General features: G+C 64.9%; 17 protein-coding genes. 2 read left to right on the top strand and 15 right to left on the bottom strand.

Annotated features, from left to right (window positions below; translation table 11 throughout):
* Positions 1 to 62 precede the first annotated feature (62 nt).
* Together AC628_RS14665 and AC628_RS14670 are read right to left on the bottom strand one after the other, a co-directional pair.
* Complete coding sequence (locus AC628_RS14665; RefSeq protein ID WP_074127507.1) at positions 63 to 1622, bottom strand: acyl-CoA carboxylase subunit beta; 1560 nt, start codon at positions 1620 to 1622, stop codon at positions 63 to 65.
* Positions 1552 to 2526 carry an IclR family transcriptional regulator gene (locus AC628_RS14670; RefSeq protein WP_074127534.1) on the bottom strand — a complete coding sequence of 325 codons (975 nt, stop codon included), beginning with the start codon at positions 2524 to 2526 and terminating at the stop codon, positions 1552 to 1554. The genes AC628_RS14665 and AC628_RS14670 overlap by 71 nt, the downstream gene beginning before the upstream one ends.
* Before the next feature lie 130 nt (positions 2527 to 2656).
* Here AC628_RS14670 and AC628_RS14675 point away from each other — a divergent pair, with 130 nt between their 5' ends.
* Positions 2657 to 2878, top strand: a complete 222-nt coding sequence (locus AC628_RS14675; protein ID WP_050418842.1) for an acyl-CoA carboxylase biotin carboxyl carrier protein subunit — start codon at positions 2657 to 2659, stop codon at positions 2876 to 2878.
* 272 nt (positions 2879 to 3150) lie between these two features.
* Positions 3151 to 5010 (top strand): glutaminase A, encoded by a 1860-nt coding sequence (glsA, locus tag AC628_RS14680; RefSeq protein WP_074127508.1) that lies wholly within the window; start codon positions 3151 to 3153, stop codon positions 5008 to 5010.
* Positions 5011 to 5180: 170 nt separating this feature from the next.
* Here the strand turns inward: glsA and AC628_RS14685 are convergent, their stop codons facing one another.
* From AC628_RS14685 to AC628_RS14745, 13 genes are all read right to left on the bottom strand, one after another.
* Positions 5181 to 5708, bottom strand: coding sequence for a carboxymuconolactone decarboxylase family protein (locus AC628_RS14685; RefSeq protein ID WP_074127509.1), 528 nt, complete (start codon positions 5706 to 5708; stop codon positions 5181 to 5183).
* 476 nt (positions 5709 to 6184) lie between these two features.
* The gene (locus AC628_RS14690; protein ID WP_074127510.1) at positions 6185 to 6544 is read right to left on the bottom strand and encodes a Zn-ribbon domain-containing OB-fold protein; all 360 of its coding nucleotides are present in this window, start codon (positions 6542 to 6544) and stop codon (positions 6185 to 6187) included.
* Positions 6541 to 7677 (bottom strand): thiolase family protein, encoded by a 1137-nt coding sequence (locus AC628_RS14695; RefSeq protein WP_074127511.1) that lies wholly within the window; start codon positions 7675 to 7677, stop codon positions 6541 to 6543. The genes AC628_RS14690 and AC628_RS14695 overlap by 4 nt, the downstream gene beginning before the upstream one ends.
* A gap of 163 nt (positions 7678 to 7840) precedes the next feature.
* On the bottom strand, positions 7841 to 9007 hold the full coding sequence (locus tag AC628_RS14700; protein ID WP_016847185.1) for an acyl-CoA dehydrogenase family protein: 1167 nt from the start codon (positions 9005 to 9007) through the stop codon (positions 7841 to 7843).
* Positions 9008 to 9017: 10 nt separating this feature from the next.
* Entirely contained in the window at positions 9018 to 10217 is a 1200-nt protein-coding gene (locus AC628_RS14705) for a CaiB/BaiF CoA transferase family protein (RefSeq protein WP_074127512.1), read from the bottom strand.
* Positions 10218 to 10401: 184 nt separating this feature from the next.
* Complete coding sequence (locus AC628_RS14710) at positions 10402 to 10605, bottom strand: hypothetical protein (RefSeq protein WP_074127513.1); 204 nt, start codon at positions 10603 to 10605, stop codon at positions 10402 to 10404.
* Between the two features lie 144 nt (positions 10606 to 10749).
* A complete protein-coding gene (locus AC628_RS14715) occupies positions 10750 to 12288 on the bottom strand; it encodes a class I adenylate-forming enzyme family protein (RefSeq protein WP_074127514.1) in 1539 nt (512 codons plus the stop codon).
* Position 12289: 1 nt separating this feature from the next.
* On the bottom strand, positions 12290 to 13462 hold the full coding sequence (locus tag AC628_RS14720) for an acetyl-CoA acetyltransferase (RefSeq protein ID WP_074127515.1): 1173 nt from the start codon (positions 13460 to 13462) through the stop codon (positions 12290 to 12292).
* A 44-nt stretch (positions 13463 to 13506) separates the two neighbouring features.
* On the bottom strand, positions 13507 to 14157 hold the full coding sequence (gene eda / locus AC628_RS14725; protein ID WP_074127516.1) for a bifunctional 4-hydroxy-2-oxoglutarate aldolase/2-dehydro-3-deoxy-phosphogluconate aldolase: 651 nt from the start codon (positions 14155 to 14157) through the stop codon (positions 13507 to 13509).
* Positions 14154 to 15110 carry a sugar kinase gene (locus tag AC628_RS14730; RefSeq protein ID WP_074127517.1) on the bottom strand — a complete coding sequence of 319 codons (957 nt, stop codon included), beginning with the start codon at positions 15108 to 15110 and terminating at the stop codon, positions 14154 to 14156. The genes eda and AC628_RS14730 overlap by 4 nt, the downstream gene beginning before the upstream one ends.
* 26 nt (positions 15111 to 15136) lie before the next feature.
* Positions 15137 to 16123, bottom strand: a complete 987-nt coding sequence (gene denD / locus AC628_RS14735; protein WP_074127518.1) for a D-erythronate dehydrogenase — start codon at positions 16121 to 16123, stop codon at positions 15137 to 15139.
* Positions 16124 to 16173: 50 nt separating this feature from the next.
* Entirely contained in the window at positions 16174 to 17097 is a 924-nt protein-coding gene (locus AC628_RS14740) for a carbohydrate ABC transporter permease (protein WP_050418827.1), read from the bottom strand.
* A 65-nt stretch (positions 17098 to 17162) separates the two neighbouring features.
* Positions 17163 to 18122 (bottom strand): carbohydrate ABC transporter permease, encoded by a 960-nt coding sequence (locus AC628_RS14745; RefSeq protein WP_094193784.1) that lies wholly within the window; start codon positions 18120 to 18122, stop codon positions 17163 to 17165.
* Positions 18123 to 18223 lie beyond the last annotated feature (101 nt).

The following is an 18223-nucleotide window of genomic DNA, read 5'->3' on the forward strand; positions in this document are numbered from 1 at the left end:
CCGCTTGCGGAGATATGGATTGCTTCGTCGCTGCGCTCCTCGCAATGACGGCTAGATGATCTTTACGGCCGCGTCGACATGTTGCTCGGCGGCCCCACCTTGCGAATCGGCTCGGCGAGGCGCGCGAACTCGCAGAGAAGCGAGCGCGTCTTGCGCGGATCGATCACCTCCTCGACCCAGAATTTCTCGGCCGAGCGGAACGGCGAGCGCAGCTTGTTGAGGCGATCCTCGATCTCGCGCAGCTTGGCGGCGGGATCTTCGGCCGCATCGATCTCGGCGCGGTAGGCGGCTTCGATGCCGCCCTCGAGCGGCAGCGAGCCCCAATAGGCCGACGGCCAGGCATAGCGCATCGAGAAGCGGTTGGCCGGCTGATGCACCACGCCGGCAACACCAAAGGCATTGCGGATGATGATGGTGCACCACGGCACGGTGCTCTGGTTGACCGCGGCCATCGCGCGCACGCCGTGGCGAATGGTCGCCGACTTCTCCGCCTCGAGCCCGATCATGAAGCCGGGGCAATCCATCAGATAGACCACCGGCAGATGGAAGGTCTCGGCGAAGTCGACCCAGCGCACCACCTTCTGGCACGCATCCGAGGTCCACGAGCCGCCATAGTGGAAGGGATCGCTGGCGAGCAGCAGCACCGCCCTGCCCTCGATCCGCGCTAGTCCCGTGATGACAGGCCGGCCGAAATTGGCGGCGACCTCGAAGAACGAGCCCTTGTCGACGACCGCCTCGATGATCGGCCGCATCTTGTAGACCTGCCGGCGGTTGCGCGGCACGGCCTTCATCAGCGATTCCTCGGCGCGCTCCGGGTCATCGGTGCAGGGAATGGTCGGCGGCAAATCGTAGACCGACGACGGCAGGTAGGACAGGAAGCGCCGCGCGTAGTCGAACGCCTCCTCCTCGGTGTCGACGGCCTGGTCGATCCCGCCGGCACGGGTCTGGATGTCGGCGCCGCCGAGCTCCTGCTTGGTCAGATCCTGGCCGAGCCGCTTCACCACCGGGGGACCGGCGACGAACATCGCGGAGCTCTTGGTCATGACCGAGTAATGCGTGGCCGCGAGCCGCGCGGCGCCGAGGCCTGCGACCGAGCCGAGCCCGAGGCCGACCACCGGCACGCGCGCCAGATTGGCGGTCGTGTACCAGTACCAGCGCGTGCCGCCGACGCCACCGGGCAGATTGGCGGCGCCCCTGGTCTCGATGGTCTTCACCGAGCCGCCGCCGCCGGATCCCTCGATCACGCGGATGATCGGCAGGCGGAAGTCGTGCGCCATCTCCTCCGCCATCAGCGGCTTGGCGGAAATCGATGCATCCGCCGAGCCGCCGCGCACGGTGAAATCGTCGCCGACCACGACCACGGTGCGGCCGTCGACCCTGGCGCGGCCGAACACGCAGTTCGCCGGCGTCAGATGCTTGAGTTCGTTGCTCTCGTCGTATTCGGCGATGCCGGAGATGGCACCGACCTCGTGAAAGCTGTTCTGGTCGACAAGCTTGTCGATGCGCTCACGAACCGTGAGCCGGCCCTGGTCGCGTTGCCGCTTGACCTTGTCAACGCCTCCCATCTCCCGCGCGAACGCTTCGCGCCGGGCGAGGTCGTCGAGTTCCGGCTTCCAGTTCATTCACTACTCCCGTCTTGATGATTTTGTTGTTGTTATGGGCGGTCACCGGAAGCGACTTGCGTTCGATCCGATTGCTGAAGATGTCGCCATCGGCGCCTTCGAGCAGGCTGCCGAGTGCAGCGGCGAGGTCGACCATTTGCGGTGCGACCTCGCGATGCAGCCGCGCCTCGTCATACATCGCCGAGAGCAGGCCGATCGTGGTGACCACATAGGTCTGATATTGCGGCGACCACAGCGGCACCGCGACGCCGTTGATGTGCGGGCTCCACAGGCCGCAGGCGACGACATAGCCATGCTCCTGCAGATGCCGGCGGTTGGCCGCGATGCGCGGCGTCAGCATCTTGGCACCCTCGGGCAACTCGCCTTCCATCTCTGCGATCAGCGCATCACCGATCGCGGGATCAAGCGCCGCGGTGTAGGCATGGCCGGCGGCGGTGGTCGCCATCGAGATGCGGCTGCCGGTCGCCTCATGCAGGCCGAGCGCGTTCGCCGCGCGGGCGAACTCCAGATAGACCAGATGAAACCGGTCGGGGATGACGAAGCCCACGGTGCCGGGCAATTGGTCCGCGACATCCTGCAAGCGCAGCCGGATCAGATTGCGAAGCTGCAGCCCCTTCATCATCGTGGTGCTCATCGCGACCGCGCTCGGCCCGATGCGATATTTCTGATCGCGCGGCAGATAGACGAGTTGTCCCATCCGCGTCAGCGTGTGCGTCAAGCGCGACACCGTCGAACGCGGCAGACCACAGCGGTTCGAGATCTCGAGATTGCCGAGCCGCGCTTCATGTCCTTCGAAGCACCGCAACACATCGAAGGCGCGCGACACCACCTGAATCACATCGCCATCGCCAGTCTCGCTGGCGAGCATTCCCTGCCTGCTAAGCCGTTCCGAGCGCCGTCCCATCTTGTTTGGCTCCATTCCGTCATGCGGAATAAAATTCCACTTGCAGATGAAGCTACCTCAGGCAATCTGCCGCCACAACAAAAAGCCGTTCGCCGGATGAAATTTCCGCAAGACGGTATCGGAGAGTGGAATGCCAGAGATCAAGGTTGTGACCGAAGTTGCCGGGCGCGTTTGCGCGCTTCCTGTTGAAGCCGGCAGCAGCATCGGCGATGGCGACGAGATTGCATTCGTCGAGGCGATGAAGATGGAGATACCGGTCACATCGACGGCAGCAGGCAAAATCAAGTCAATTCTGGTGAGGATTGACGATGTTATCGCCGAAGGCCAGGCGATCGCGATCGTCGAGACCTGACGGCGGGCGTGCCGCCGCCTCGCGCGGATCAAATTCCCAGATGCCGCATCCTGGGTGGTGGTTGCCTTGCACCCAACGCAACGGCGCACGCTGTTTCGCTTTCGAAACATTCCCGATCAAGAAGTTTCGTATGACGAAACAAATGCCGAGCAATCGCTCGTTTTGTGAACATCTGTTCGAAAGTCGGCATCCTCTCGAGCCGGCCGCCTCACGGCTGACGTCGAGGCGCGCTCGGTTGCGCGCGCCCTGATTGCGTTGCACAACAGGAGGCGATGAAACGATCGCCTCCTCCCGTCACCGCCAGCACCGTCAACTGGGCCCGCTCGCAGCCGCCGCTGCTGCAGTTTCTGCACACTTGTTACGCGGACTTCCTCCCGGAGGCCGCCGGCGCGGTTGCCGACTACATCCCCGAGCTCGGCAAGGCCGATCCTGCCCATTTTGGCATCAGCCTGGCGACCCTCGACGGCCATGTCTATGAGGTCGGCGACACCAGGGTGCCCTTCACCATCCAGTCGATGTCAAAGCCGTTCGTGTTCGCGCTGGCGCTGGACACGCTGGGCGCCGAGCGGGTGGAAAGCGTGATCGGCGTCGAACCATCCGGCGACCCCTTCAATTCGATCCGGCTCAATGCCGACAACCACCCGTTCAATGCGATGGTGAACGCCGGCGCGATCGCCTGCTCCGGCCTGCTCCATGCCGACAAGGGCGACGGCGCGCTCGACTACATCCGCCATGCGCTCGGCCGCTTCGCCGGCCGCGAGCTCGATGTCGACGAGGCGGTCTATGCCTCCGAGAGCGCCACCGGCGACCGCAACCGGGCGATCGGCTATCTCTTGCGCACCAACAGCGTGATCACCGAGAACGTGCCTGCGGTGCTCGACGTCTATTTCCGGCAATGCGCCATCCTGGTCACCGCGCGCGACACCGCCGTGATGGCGGCGACGCTGGCCAACCGCGGCATCAATCCCTTGACCGGCGAACAAGTGGTGACGCCTTACGCGATTGCGCGCACGCTGTCGGTGATGACGTCGTCCGGGATGTACGACTACGCCGGCGAATGGATTTACCGCGTCGGCATCCCTGCCAAGAGCGGCGTCGGCGGCGGCATCCTGGCGGCCCTGCCGGCGCGGCTCGGGCTCGGTAGCTACTCGCCAAAACTCGACAAGCACGGCAACAGCGTGCGCGGCATCAAAGTGTGCGAGACGCTGTCGGCGCATTACGACCTGCACATGCTGAACCGCAGCGACGACGCCCGCCACAGCATCATCGCCGACTACAATATCGGCAAGAACCCGTCGCGCCGGGTGCGGCGGCCGCAGGAACAGGAGATCCTGGCCAGGCACTTCCAGGAGGTGCGCGTGATCGAGTTGGTCGGCACGCTGTCGCTCTCCAATGTCGACTACGTCTCGCGCCGCCTCGCCGGCAGCCCGCGGCCGGAATTCGTGATCTTCGACCTGCGCCGTGTCACCGCGACGACCCGCGCCGGCGCAAGGCTGGTCGCGGAGGCCTTCCAGGAGTTGGCGGAGCTCGGCGTCACGGTGATCCTGTCCGGCATCAAGCGGACCTCGCGCGAATGGACCACGATCAGCGAGTGGACCAACCGGCTCGGCAACATCAGGGATTTCTACCTGCTCGACACCGCGATCGAATGGGCTGAGGACCAGATCGTCTACCGCTATGGCGGCTCGATCGACTTCCTCGAGACGACAGAGCTTTCCGAGCAGCCGCTGCTGGCCGGATTGAGCGAAGCCGAGATCGCCGACCTCGCCGCGCTCTGCACGGTCAACACTTATCAGCCCAATGAGAAGATCATCACCGCGGGCACCGAGGCGGCCTCGTTGTTCTTCCTGCGCAGCGGCGTCGTCCACGTCACCCTGCCCGACGGCATCCGGCTCGCGACGCTGACCGCCGGCATGGCGTTCGGCGAGATGGCGCTGCTGGAGCCGAAGCGCTCGGCGGATGTGGTGGCCGACATGTCGGCGACCGCCTATGAGGTCGCGATCGCGGATTTCGAGCGCTTCCGCGAGCAGCACCCGCGCGCCGGCGAGCGGATCATGCGCAACCTCGCGCAGATCCTCGCCGAGCGGCTGATCGTGGCTAACGCGAAGGTCGATCTGCTGACGTCGGGGTAGCTCTTTCCTCTCCCTCGCCCCGCTCTTGCGGGGAGAGGGTTGGGGTGAGGGGCTGCATCCGCAAAATAGCTTCGAGTTGGACTCGCGGAGGCTCCCCCTCACCCGAACCGCATTCCGCTTCGCTGCATGCGGTCCGGCCTCTCCCCGCACGCGGGGCGAGGCAAAGAAAGTCAGCTCACCACTTCCGTCACCGGCTGCATATCGATCTCGAACGTCTCGAGAAATTTCGACGTCATGATGTAGAAACCGACCGAGAGCTGCAGCTCGATCAGCGCGGCCGGCGTCAGCAGCGCCGCGATCGCCTTGAAGGTCGCGTCCGTCGGCTTCTTCAGCTTGACGATCTCGTCGGTGAAGGTCAGCGCGGCGCGCTGCACTTCGTTGAAGCAGGTCGCGGACTGCCAGTTCTCGAGCGCTGCGTTCTGCTCGTCGCTGACGCCGACATTCTTGCCGATGCGCTTGTGCGCGACGATCTCGTAAGGCGCCTCGCAGAGAATGCCGGTGCGCGTGATCGCAAGCTCGCGCACGATCGGATCGAGCTCGCCCTTGTGACGGATCGCGCCGCCGAGCCGGCAGTACTGCTCAAAATAGCTCGGCGAATGCGCCATCATGCGGAAGATGTTGGCGTTGCGGTTCTTGTCGAGGATCTCGCGGGTGCGCGGGCTTGCCTTCGCGGGATCGGAGTAATCGATACGGGCCATTTCCTAACCTTGATCTTGCTGTCGTTTCTGTCGGGTTCGAAACAGTATCTGCCGGCCGTCGCAGGAGCAACACGCCCGAGTCAAATTGCCGCCGCATTCAAAGACAACCCTGCCACAGTCGATATTCGCTGAGTGGGGACTCATCAAAGCGGATGCTCGACGCGGGGTGTTCCGAGTAGAAAAATCTGGCCGTCGCGCGCTCTTCGAGCGCAACGATGAGTCACGCCCAAGTCTAGGGGAAACGCATGAAGGAAGCCACCAAGAGGGCGGCCTCGGAAGCGCTTGCGCAAATGCTGGCGGTGACGGCAATGCTCGTCATCGCCAGCTTTGTCTTTTACTGGCACTGAGGCATGATCCCGAAAAGTGTGTAGCGGTTTTTGGAAAGATCATGCCTAAACAAGTCATCCGCAACTGGAGGGGCGAGAGCGAACCAATTCAGCCTGGTTTCGCGTTCTGACTGGATCGTTCAGCCCCTCTCATTTCGCCTTTGCGAAATACGGCACCAGCCGTCCGGCAAATTGCGTGAAGCGCGCCGAGACCTTGTCGCCGATGGCGAGGTCGTTGTCGCCATGCGCCATCATGCGAAAGCCCTCGTCGGCATCGACCAGCACGATGTTGTAGGGCACATGCGCCCGCGTCTCCGGCGTTGCGGCTCGGCAGACCAGCGATGTCGCATACACCGTCCCTGCCCCGCTCGCGCGATGTTCGGCGAGATCAGGCGAGCCACACGCCGCGCAAAAACTGCGGCGGAAATATTGCCGCGCGCCGCAGGCGTTGCAGGTCTGATAGACGATGGCTTCCGCGCCCTTGGTCCAGTCAGCGATCGGTCCACTCATCGCACGCGCTCCAGGAACATGCTGACATGCGACGACAGCACGCCGCCGTCGCCGTGCAGCAGCGCAACCGAGGCGTCGCGCACCTGGCGGTTGTCGGCGCGGCCGGTCATCTGCAGATGAGTCTCGACCAGATGCGCCATCGCGCCGCCGACGCCGCAATGTCCATAGCTGAGCAGGCCGCCGTGGGTGTTGAGCGGCACCTCACCATCCCCGTTGAAATAGCCGGCGCGCACCCGCGCCGCCGCCTCGCCGCGCTTGGCGAGGCCGAGATCTTCCAGCAGCATCGCGAGCGTGATCGTGAAGCTGTCGTAGACTGCGGCGTAACGCACGTCCGAGATCGCGATGCCCGACGCCTGCTTCGCTTTCGCGATCGAAATCTCCGCACCGAGTTCGCTGAGCGCAGGCGCCGCCGTGACGTGCTGATGGGTATGCGCCTGGGCGCAGCCGCGGATGCGGACCCGGCGCTCGCCGGTCGGCTCGCGGCTGATCACGCAGGCCGCACCGCCGTCAGACACCGGGCAGCAATCGAGCAGTTTTAACGGCATCGCCACCGGCTTCGAAGCCATCACATCGGCAACCGTGATCGGCTCGTGGAACTGCGCGCCTGGATGCGTCAGCGCGTGCTTGCGCATCAGCACGGCGAACTCGGCGAGGTCCTCCTGCGTCAGCCCGTATTCATGCATGTAGCGGGTCGCGACCAGGCCGTAATAGGCCGGGATCGTCGGCCCCAGCGTCACCTCGTAGTCGGGATGCCCGACCTGGGCCAGCGCCTGAATCGAGGCGTCACGGCTCTGCCCGGTCAGCCGGTTCTCGCCGCCGACCACCAGCACGTGCTTGGCCACGCCGGCATCGACCAGATGATGCGCCAGCATGGTCATCGCAAGCCCGGTGGCGCCGCCGACCTGCACGGCGTGAGCGTAGGATGGGCGGATGCCGAAATGCTCGGCGAACACCGTGGCCAGCATGATGTGCGGCGAGACCGTGGAATAGCCGCACAGGATGCCGTCGATGTCGGCGCGTTTCAGCCCGGCATCGGAGATCGCAAGCTCGGCTGCCTTGCTCATCAGGTCGAGCGAGGACAGGCCCTCATGCTTGCCGTAGGATGTGAGGCCGACGCCGGTGACGAAGCTCATCTTTTCACCTCCCCTTGCAAAGGGGAGGTCGGCTTGCGCGAGCAAGCCGGGTGGGGATCTGTCTCCGCACCCTGCGATCTCCGCTGTGGCTGACCCCCACCCTGCCCTCCCCCTTTCAGGGGGAGGGAAAAGACAACGATGTGTGTGCGCGAGCTCATTCTCATCAATACGACTTCGGAAGGCCGAGCACCTTCTCGCCGATGAAGCTGAGGATGAGCTGCGGGCTGATCGGCGCGATGCGCGGGATCAGCGACTCCCTCAAGTAACGCTCGACGTGGTACTCCTTGGCATAACCGAAGCCGCCATGGGTCATCACCGCCTGCTCGCAGGCATGGAAGCCGGCTTCCGCCGCAAGATATTTCGCCGAGTTCGCCGCGGGGCCGCATGGCAGATTCTGGTCATATTGCCAGCCGGCGCGCAGCACCATCAGCCAGGCCGCCTCCAGCTCCATCCAGCACTTCGCCAGCGGATGCTGGATCGCCTGGTTCATGCCGATCGGACGGTTGAACACGATGCGACCCTTGGCATATTCCGACGCCCGCTTCAGCGCGATCTGGCCGAGGCCGACGGCTTCCGCCGCGATCAGGATGCGCTCGGGGTTCATGCCGTGCAGGATGTATTCGAAACCGCGACCTTCCTCGCCGATGCGGTCCTCGACCGGGATCTCGAAATTCTCGAAGAACAGCTCGTTGGAGTCGACCGGCTTGCGGCCCATCTTCTCGATCTCGTGCACGGTGACGCGCTTGCGGTCGAAATCGGTGTAGAACAGGCTGAGGCCATGGGTCGGGCTGCGCACCTCCTCCAGCGGCGTGGTGCGCGCGAGCAGCAGGATCTTGTTGGCGACCTGCGCGGTCGAGATCCAGACCTTCTGGCCGTTGACGATGTATTTGTCGCCCTGGCGAACGGCGCGGGTCTTGAGCTGCGTAGTGTTGAGGCCGGTGTTGGGCTCCGTCACCGCGAAGCAGGACTTGTCGCGGCCATCGATGATCGGCGGCAGCATGCGCTGGCACTGCTCCCTGGTGCCGAACACGACAACCGGATTGAGCCCGAACACGTTCATGTGCACGGCCGATGCGCCGGACATGCCGGCGCCGGATTCGGAGATCGTGCGCATCATGATCGCGGCATCGGTGATGCCGAGGCCGGAGCCGCCATATTCCTCGGGGATGCAGATGCCGAGCCAGCCGGCATCCGCCAGCGCCCGATGGAAGTCGGCCGGATAGCCGCCCTCCTTGTCCTTCTTCAGCCAATAGGCCTCGTCAAAGCGCGAGCAGATTTTTGCCACCGCGTCGCGGATCGATTCCTGGTTGGCGGAGAGTGCGAAATCCATCTGTCGTCTCCTATGCCTTCAGCGCCTTGGCCGCGCCGTCGCGCAGCATCGCCGCGATCTCCTCAGTCGAGAAACCCGCCTCGCGCAGGATCGCTTCACTGTGCTCGCCGAGCCGCGGCGCCAACCGGTGCGGCTCGACCTTGGTCTCCGACCATCGCGCCGACGGCGTCATGCTGCGGATGCGGCCTTCGGTCGGATGTTCGACGACGGGGAAGACGCCGGTCGCGACCATATGCGGGTCCTCGAGCAGGCTCTCGAGATCGTGCATCGGCATCACGGGCACGTCGGCCTTCTCGAGGATCGCGTTCCATTCAGCCGTGGTCTTGGTCTGCAGGATGCGCGCGAGCTCGGCGTACACGACATCGATGTTGGTGGCGCGGCCGGCGAAGGTCGCGAATTTCGGATCGCTGCGCAGATCGTCGCGGCCGGTCGCCTTGAAGAAATTCTCCCACTGCTTGTCGTTGTAGACGATCACGCAGATATAGCCGTCGAGCGTCTTGTAAGGCCGCCGGTCCGGCGAGAGGTGGCGGGCATAGCCGCCCTTGTCGAGCGGCGGATCGTAGGTCAGCCCGCCCATGTGGTCGCCCATGACGAAGCCTGCCATGGTCTCGAACATCGGAATGTCGACGCGCTGGCCCTGCCCGGTGCGGTCGCGATGTACCAGGCTCGCGCAGATCGCGCCGACCGCGGTGAGGCCCACGATACGATCGACCAGCGCATTCGGCACGTAGCGCGGCACGCCGTCCGAGGTCTGCGCCATCAGCGCCGGCAGCGCAGTCGCGCCCTGGATCAGATCGTCATAGGCGGGCTTCGCGGCATACGGCCCGTCCTGGCCGAAGCCGAACACGCCGGCATAGATCAGCCGCGGATTGACCTTGGCGACGACGTCGTAGCCGAGTTGCAGCCGCGCCATCGCCTGCGGGCGCACATTGTAGACCAGCACATCGGCCTTCGCGATCAGCCGCAGCACGGCCTCGCGCCCCGCCGGCTTCTTCAGGTCGAGGCAGATCGAGCGTTTGCTGCGGTTAGTGTTGAGGAACACCGGTCCCATGCCGGGATGCCGGGTCGGGCCGATCTGCCGCGTCACGTCGCCGTCAGGCGATTCCACCTTGATGACATCGGCGCCGTAGTCGCCAAGCATCTGCGTGGCGTAGGGTCCCATCAGCACGGTCGTCATGTCGACGACCTTGATACCCTGCAATGGTCCCATCGTGCTGCTCGCTCCCCGGCTGTTCTGGATTGAAGCCTAGTAACGGGAGGTTTTCTCGGAGATCAAGCTGCGCCGGGCGTATGGGCGCATGCGCGGTGGCGGCCGGCGGTTTCCGCGAAGCGGAACGCGTGCATTGCATCAGAGCCGGTGGAGGGTGGGCACGGCGCACGCGCCCTTGCCCATCCTACTGGCCACCCGTCATCACCTCGCGCGCCTTCAGGAGCTTCTCCAGTTCCGCGTTCTGCTGCTCGAGCCGCTGGGCGATGCGCTCCTCGACTTCGGCGCCGGCGGCGCCTGCGGCCTGCTCGATCAGCTGCCTGATATTGTCCCGGAGGATCGCGATGCGATCGTTCACTTCCGACAGCGACAGAGACGTCTCGATTCCCATGGTCCGTTCTCCCGGTGACTGGGCGCAGGCAGCTTAGCGCGACGGGAGGCGGCGGCCTATCCCCTAACCGCTTTAGTCACCCCCATCCCTACTGTGCATGGGGTTGTTTTCGATGTTTTCGATTCAACCCGGCCTCATCGCGCCTTAGCCCATGCCCTTGGCCATCATCTCCCGCAGCGCGGTCTTCAGCACCTTGCCATAATTGTTCTTTGGCAGGGCATCGAGATAGACATAGCGCTTCGGCCGCTTGAAGCGAGCGATCGAGGCAAGGCAATGCGCGTCGAGCCTGCCGTCGTCGGGGGTGGCGCCATCCTCCAGCACGACGCAGGCGACGACGATCTCGCCCCATTCCGGATCCGGCACGCCAATCGCCGAGACCTCACGGACGTCGGGATGCGTCAACAGCGCTTCCTCGACCTCGCGCGGATAGATGTTGGTGCCGCCGGAGATGATGACGTCCTTGGAGCGGTCCGACAGCGTCAGGAAGCCGTCGGCATCGAGCCGGCCGACATCGCCGGTGCGCAGCCAGCCGTCCTTCAGCGTCTCGGCGTTGGCCTTCGGATTGTTCCAGTAGCCGAGCATCACGGTCGCGCCCTTGACCTCGATCTCGCCGGTCTCGCCTGCGGGCAGCGGCTTGCCGTCCTTGCCGGTGATGCGCACGGTGACGACGCTCTGTGCGGTGCCGACCGACGCCAGCCGTTCGAGATAGCGCGGATGATCGCTCTGGGCGTGCCAGCCGCGCGACAGCGCCGTGATCGTCATCGGCGACTCACCCTGGCCGTAGATCTGCACGAAGCGCTGGCCCATCGTCGCCATCGCGTCCAGGATGTCTGCGGTATACATCGGCCCGCCGCCATAGATGATGGTGCGCAGCCCCTCGCCGTTCTCGCCGCGCTTCCTGGCGGCATCGACCAGGCGGCGCACCATCGTCGGCGCCGCGAACATCACGACATTGTCGAGCTGGCGGCCGAGGTTGAGCACCTCGTCCGGATCGAAGCCGCCGGACTCCGGAACGACGTGGCGGCCGCCCATCCGGACATGGGGGAAATTGTAGAGGCCGGCGCCATGCGAGATCGGCGCCGCATAGAGCGAGGCATCGTGCGGCGTCGCGGGATCGACGTCGGCCAAATAGCACAGCGACATCGCCAGCAGATTGCCGTGGCTGAGCATCACGCCCTTGGGACGGCCGGTCGTGCCCGATGTATAGAACAGCCAGGCGAGATCGTTGCTTTCGCGCGGCAGCGGCGCGGGCGCGCCCTCGCCGCTCCGTATCGTTTTGTACGCGTCGCTGTCGACCGACAGCAGGGTCATGCCGGCTGGGCAATCGTCCTTGGCTTCCGTCAGCGCACCGATCGTGTCATCGGAGACGAAAGCGAGTTTTGCGCCGCCATTGCCGCAGATCCACGCCGCCTCACGACCGTGCAGCTTGGCGTTGATCGGGATCGCGGCCGCGCCGATCCACCAGATTCCGTAGAGGCATTCGAGATATTGCGTGCAGTTCGAGGCAAACAGCGCGACATGGTCGCCGGCGGCAACGCCGTGATCGCGCGCCAGCGCCGCCCCGATCGAGGCGGCGCGGCGGGCAAAGGTCGCGTAGTCGGCGTCGAGGTCGAAGCCGGTCAGCAGCGCCGGCGCATCGGGACGTGCCCGCGCCGTCGCCGCCAGCCATTCGGCAATGTTCAAGCTACTTCGCCGGCTCGAGAATCGAGACGTAGTTGGCGACCGCAGCGCCGCCCATGTTGAAGATGCCGCCGATCTGCGGGTTCTTGAGCTGCATGCCCTCGGGCCCCTGGCCTGCGAGTTGCATCGCGCTCATCACGTGCATGGAGACGCCGGTGGCGCCGATCGGATGGCCCTTGGCCTTGAGGCCACCGGACGGATTGACCGGCAGCTTGCCGTCCTTCTGGGTCCAGCCTTCCATGATCGCGCGGGCGCCCTGGCCCTTCGGCGTCAGGCCCATCGCTTCATATTCGATCAGTTCGGCGACCGTGAAGCAGTCATGGGTTTCGACGAAGGAGAGATCGGAGAGTTTCAGGCCGGCCTTGTCCAGCGCGCGCTGCCAGGCAACGGTGCAGCCTTCGAACTGCAGGATGTCGCGCTTGGACATCGGCAGGAAATCCTGCGCGTGGGCGGTGGCGCGGATGTTCACCGCCTTGCCCATGGATCTGGCGGTCTCGGCGTCGGTCAGCACCAGCGCGGCGGCGCCGTCGGAGACCAGCGAGCAATCGGTGCGCTTCAAGGGACCCGCGACGAACGGGTTCTTCTCGCTCTCGGCGCGGCAGAACTCGAAGCCGAAATCCTTGCGCATCTGCGCATAGGGGTTGGCGACGCCGTTCTTGTGGTTCTTGGCGGCGATCATCGCCAGCGCGTCCGACTGGTCGCCGTATTTCTGGAAATAGGCCTGCGCGATCTTGCCGAACACGCCGGCGAAGCCGCCGACCGTATCGCCGTCCTCGGGCAGATAGGACGCCTTCAAGAGGTTCTTGCCGATCTCCGGGCCCGGCGTCCTGGTCATCTGCTCGACGCCGACAACCAGCACGATCTTCGCGGCACCCGCCTCGATGGCGCGGATGCCCTGGTGCACGGCGGCCGACCCGGTGGCGCAGGCGTTCTCGACCCGGGTGGTCGGCTTGAAGCGCAGTGCCGGATTGGCCTGCAGCACCAGCGAAGCCGTGAAATCCTGCGGCGAGAAGCCGGCGTTGAAATGGCCGAGCATGATCTCATCGACATCGGACGCGGCAATGCCGGCATCGGCGAGCGCCTCATTGGCGACCTTGACCACGAGACTCTCGACGGTCTCCGCGTCGAACTTACCGAATGGCGTGTGCGCCCAACCCACAATGCTGGCTGCTGTCATGGCCGTATCTCCCTGTTCCTGTTCGGGAGTTATGTAGCGTATCTTTAGCCAGCTTTCAGCGTTTTCATCGCCTTGGCGCACATGGCGGTTATGCCGGGCCAGTTGCCGGCGCGGATATCGGCCGCCGGGCACAGCCAGGAGCCGCCGACTGCCAGCACATTGGGCTCGGCGAGCCAGGTCGCCGCATTGGCCTCACCAATTCCGCCGGTCGGACAGACCCTGACGTTCGGAAATGGACCGGCCAAGGCGCGCAGTGCCTTGATACCGCCGGCCTGCTCGGCGGGGAAGAATTTGACGACGTCGAAGCCGTGCGCCAGTGCCTGCATCAGCTCGGACGCGGTCGCGATCCCCGGTGCGAAAGGCAGCCGGCTGGCGGCGACCGCCTTCAGCAGCTCGGGCGTCGCGCCCGGGCTGATCCCGAACCGCGCGCCGAGCGCCTCGGCGCGGGCCAGATCGTCGGCATTGAGGATGGTGCCGATCCCGACCACGGCGTCGGGCACCTCGGCGATGATGGCCTTGGCCGCATCGACCGCGACCGCGGTGCGCAGCGTCACCTCCAGCGTCCGCACGCCGCCCGCGACCAATGCCCTGGCGAGCGGCACGGCGTCGGCAAGCCGCTCGATGGTCAGCACCGGGATCACGGTGGCCTGGCGGATCAGCTCGGCGATCTGGTCCTGCTTCGATGTCGTTGTCATAGCGAGGCCTTGCGGGATGGTGGGGGACGAGGCGCCTTCCTGGGCGGCATGGCGTAGCGTGGAATGATCGCACCGGGATAGCACACCACGACGCCGGCCAGACGATGGCCGGCGCGCGCCGCCTCTGTGGGCTCGGCGCCACCGAGACGTGCGGCGAGATAGGCCGCGGCGAAACTGTCGCCGGCCGCCGTGGTATCGACCACCGGTTTGATCAGCGGCTCCGCCCTCACCTCGTTTGTCCCCGCGGGGGAGCGCACGATGCAGGCAGGCTCGGCGAGCTTCAGCACGACCTCGGGGCTCGAGATGCCGGCGAGCAGCGCCGTGTTGCTCTCGCCGGGATAGAGCGGCGCCAGGTCTTCGGTCGAAGCGAGCACGATATCGGCGGTCTCGAACGCGCTGCTGAACACCTTCCGCGCGACGGTCAGGTCCGGCCAGCCGCGCGCGCGGAAATTGGTATCGAACGCGAAGCGCGTGCCCAAGAGCCGCGCCCGCTTCAGCGCCGCCATCAGCCGCTCCCGTCCGTCCTCGCGCAGGATCGAGAGCGTGATCGCCGAGAGATAGACGAGGTCGTACGTCGCGAGCGAGTTCAGGAGATCTTCCGTCTCGGGCAGGTCCATCAGCTCGCGCGCGGCGGCGCTGTCGCGCCAGTGGAAGAAGCGCCGCTCGCCCTTGTCGTCGGTCTGGATCAGATAGAGCCCGGGCAGCTTGCCCGCCAATCGCGCGACATGCTTGGTCCCGATGCCTTCCGCCGCCCAGCCGGCGATCATCTCATCGCTGAGCGGATCATCGCCAAGCGCCGTGATGTAATCGATGTGGACGCCGAGCCGCGACAGATAGACCGCGGTGTTGAGCGTGTCGCCGCCATAGGATCGCGAATACAGCCCGCCGGGCTGGCCGCCCGGCGCCTGACGCAGCTCGATCATGCATTCGCCGATGCTGGCAACCCTGGTCATACCAAGACCCGTGCGCCTGAGCGGAGCTAGGCGGCGAACTTGCCGCCGAGTTCGTCCTCGATGTGGATGCGGATGATGTCGTCGAACGTCTTCTCGGCGGTGGTGAAGCCGAGCTTCAGCGCGCGGTCGGTAGCGAAATCGCGCGGCCAGCCCGAGACGATGCTGATGATGGTCGGATCGGGCACCCGCTTGATCCGCGCGGTGACGTTCTTGCCGGCGACGCGCTCCAGCGAGGCGATCTGCTCACCGACGGTGACGGACATCCCGGGCATGCTGAGATTGCGCCGCGGCCCCATCGCATTGAGGTCCATCGTTCCCGCATGGATGAGGAATCCGACCGCTGACTTCGGCGAGGCGTGCCAATGCCGGACATCCTCGGACACCGGCAGAACAGCCTCCTCGCCCGCCAGCGGCTCGCGGATGATGTTGGAGAAGAAGCCGGACGCCGCCTTGTTCGGCTTGCCCGGGCGCACGCAGATCGTCGGCAGGCGGATCGAGATGCCGTCCAGCAGACCCTTGCGGGTGTAGTCGTTGATCAGGAGCTCGCAGATCGACTTCTGCGTGCCATAGCTGGTCAGCGGCGTGTGGAAGAACTCGTCGCCGATCTTCTCGGGGAACGGGGCGCCGAACACCGCGATCGAAGACGTGAACACCAGCCGCGGCTTATAGCCGCCGCCGACGGCGCGGATCGCGTCGATCAGATAGCGAGTGCCGTCGAGATTGATCCGGTAGCCCTTGTCGAACTCGGCTTCCGCCTCGCCCGAGACGATCGCGGCGAGATGGAAGATCACGTCGGGGCGCTCGGCGATCAGGGGTGCAGCAGCGCCGGCATCGGCAAAATCGGAGGCGACGACACTGACCGGGATCGCGGCGTTCGCAGGCTTCTGCGGCGCAACCACGTCCTGCAAGGTCATCCTGGTGATGTCCTGCTTGCCGAGACGGCCCTCACGCAGCAGACGCTCGGTCAGCTTGCGGCCGACCATGCCGGCGGCGCCCAGAATCAGAATGTGCACGACCCTGCTCCTTTTCTTCTCTTGTTCGAATTCAGATGCGGGCCTTGCGCCTATTCCTTCACGGCACCCGTCATCGCCGAGACATAATGCTCAACGAAGAAGGCGTAAAGAATAACCAGCGGCAGCGAGCCGCATAGCGCCCCTGCCATCAGGGAACCCCAGCGATAGATGTCACCGTCAACGAATTCGTTGACGATGGCGACCGGCACGGTCTTGTTCGGGGTCGATTGCAGGAATGTCAGCGCATAGATGAACTCGTTCCAGCACAGCGTGAAGCAGAAGATGAAGGCCGAGATCAGGCCGGGAATGGCGAGCGGCAGCACGATCTTGATCAGGATCTGCCAGCGGCTGGCGCCGTCGATCAGCGCACACTCCTCGAGCTCGAACGGAATGGTCTTGAAATAGCCCATCAGAAGCCAGGTCGAGAACGGGATCAGGATCGTCGGATAGGTCAGGATCAGCGCCAGCGGCGAATCGAACAGGCCGTACTGGAACACGACCGTCGCGAGCGGAATGAACAGGATCGACGGCGGCACCAGATAGGCCAGGAAGATCAGGCCGCCGACGACGTTGGCGCCCTTGTAGCGCAGCCGCACGATCGCGTAGGCCGCGAGCACGCTGGCGATGATCGACAGCACGGTGGCGCCGATCGCCACATACATCGTGTTCCAGAGCCAGTGCGGATAGTAGCTCTCGAACAGCAGCTTGTGGATGTGCTTGAAGGTCGGATTCCAGGTCCAGAACGGATTGTACCTGTCGAGGTCGAGCAGCTGGTCGTCCGGCTTGATCGCCGTCAGCCCCATCCAATAGAACGGGAACAGCAGGATGATGACGATGATCGACAGCGGGATGTAGAGCGTCACGATCCGCCGCGGCACCGACTGCAGGTAGCTCATGCCCTCGCTGTTATCGACGCGCGCCGGCGTCGACAGGATGGACTTGAGGTCGGCCTTCTGTGCGGGGAGATCAGTCATTGTTTTCTCCCGGGCGCGCGCGGGGCTTGCCCCGTTCGCGCAAAGATACCAGCAAGCGGCGGAGATCAGTCATTGCTCTCTCCCTGTTGCCACTTCCGGCGCTGCAGGCCGAACCAGGACACCATGATCGCGGCGAGCAGGAACGGGATCATCGCGCTTGAGATCGCAGCCCCCTCGCCCAATTGTCCGGCGATGATCGCGCGCTGATAGGACAGCGTCGCCATCAGATGGGTGGCGTTGACCGGGCCGCCGCGGGTCATCGCCCAGATCAGCTGGAAGTCGGTGAAGGTGAACAGCACCGAGAACGTCATCACGACGGCGATGATCGGCGTCAGCAAGGGATAGGTGATGAAGCGGAACATCTGCCAGCGCGAGGCGCCGTCGAGCGTCGCCGCTTCATAGAGCGACGGCTGCACGGTTTGCAGGCCCGCCAGCAGCGTGATCGCGACGAACGGCACGCCGCGCCAGATATTGGCGAAGATCACGCAGATCCGGGCCCAGGTGCTGTCGCCGAGGAAATTGATGTTTTGCGTGATCAGGCCGAGATGCTTCAGCGACCAGGAGATGATCGAGAACTGGGAATCGAAGATCCACCAGAATGCCAGCGCCGACAGCACGGTCGGCACGATGAAGGGGATCAGCACGGCGGCTCGCAGCAGCGCCTTGAACGGCATGCGCTCGTTGAGCAGCAGCGCGAGATAGAGCCCGACCGCGAATTTGATGGCGCTGGCAATGGAAGTGTAGAGCAGCGTGTTGAACACCGACAGCCAGAAGATCGAATCGTCCCACAGCCATTCATAGTTCTCGGTGCCGATGTAGTGACCGACACGCCCGATCCGCGCATCCGTGAACGAGAGCCAGATCCCGAGCCCCAGCGGATAGGCCAGGAAGAAGATCAGGAACGCCATCGCCGGCACCATGAACCAGAAGCCGAGCCAGTTCTTGTTGTGGCGGAGCTTGTCCCAGGCGGTCGCTTCGCGGATTTCGGTCTTCGCACGTCGCGGCGCGAGCGCAATGTCAGCCATAGGCGATATCCCGATTGCTCAACGGATTGAGCATGACCACGCAATATTCCAGTGATGTCATTCCAAATGATGGTGCGAGCGGCGGCGATCCGCCGCCCGCG

Source organism: Bradyrhizobium sp. NAS96.2 (genome assembly GCF_001908235.1).
Taxonomy (GTDB): domain Bacteria; phylum Pseudomonadota; class Alphaproteobacteria; order Rhizobiales; family Xanthobacteraceae; genus Bradyrhizobium.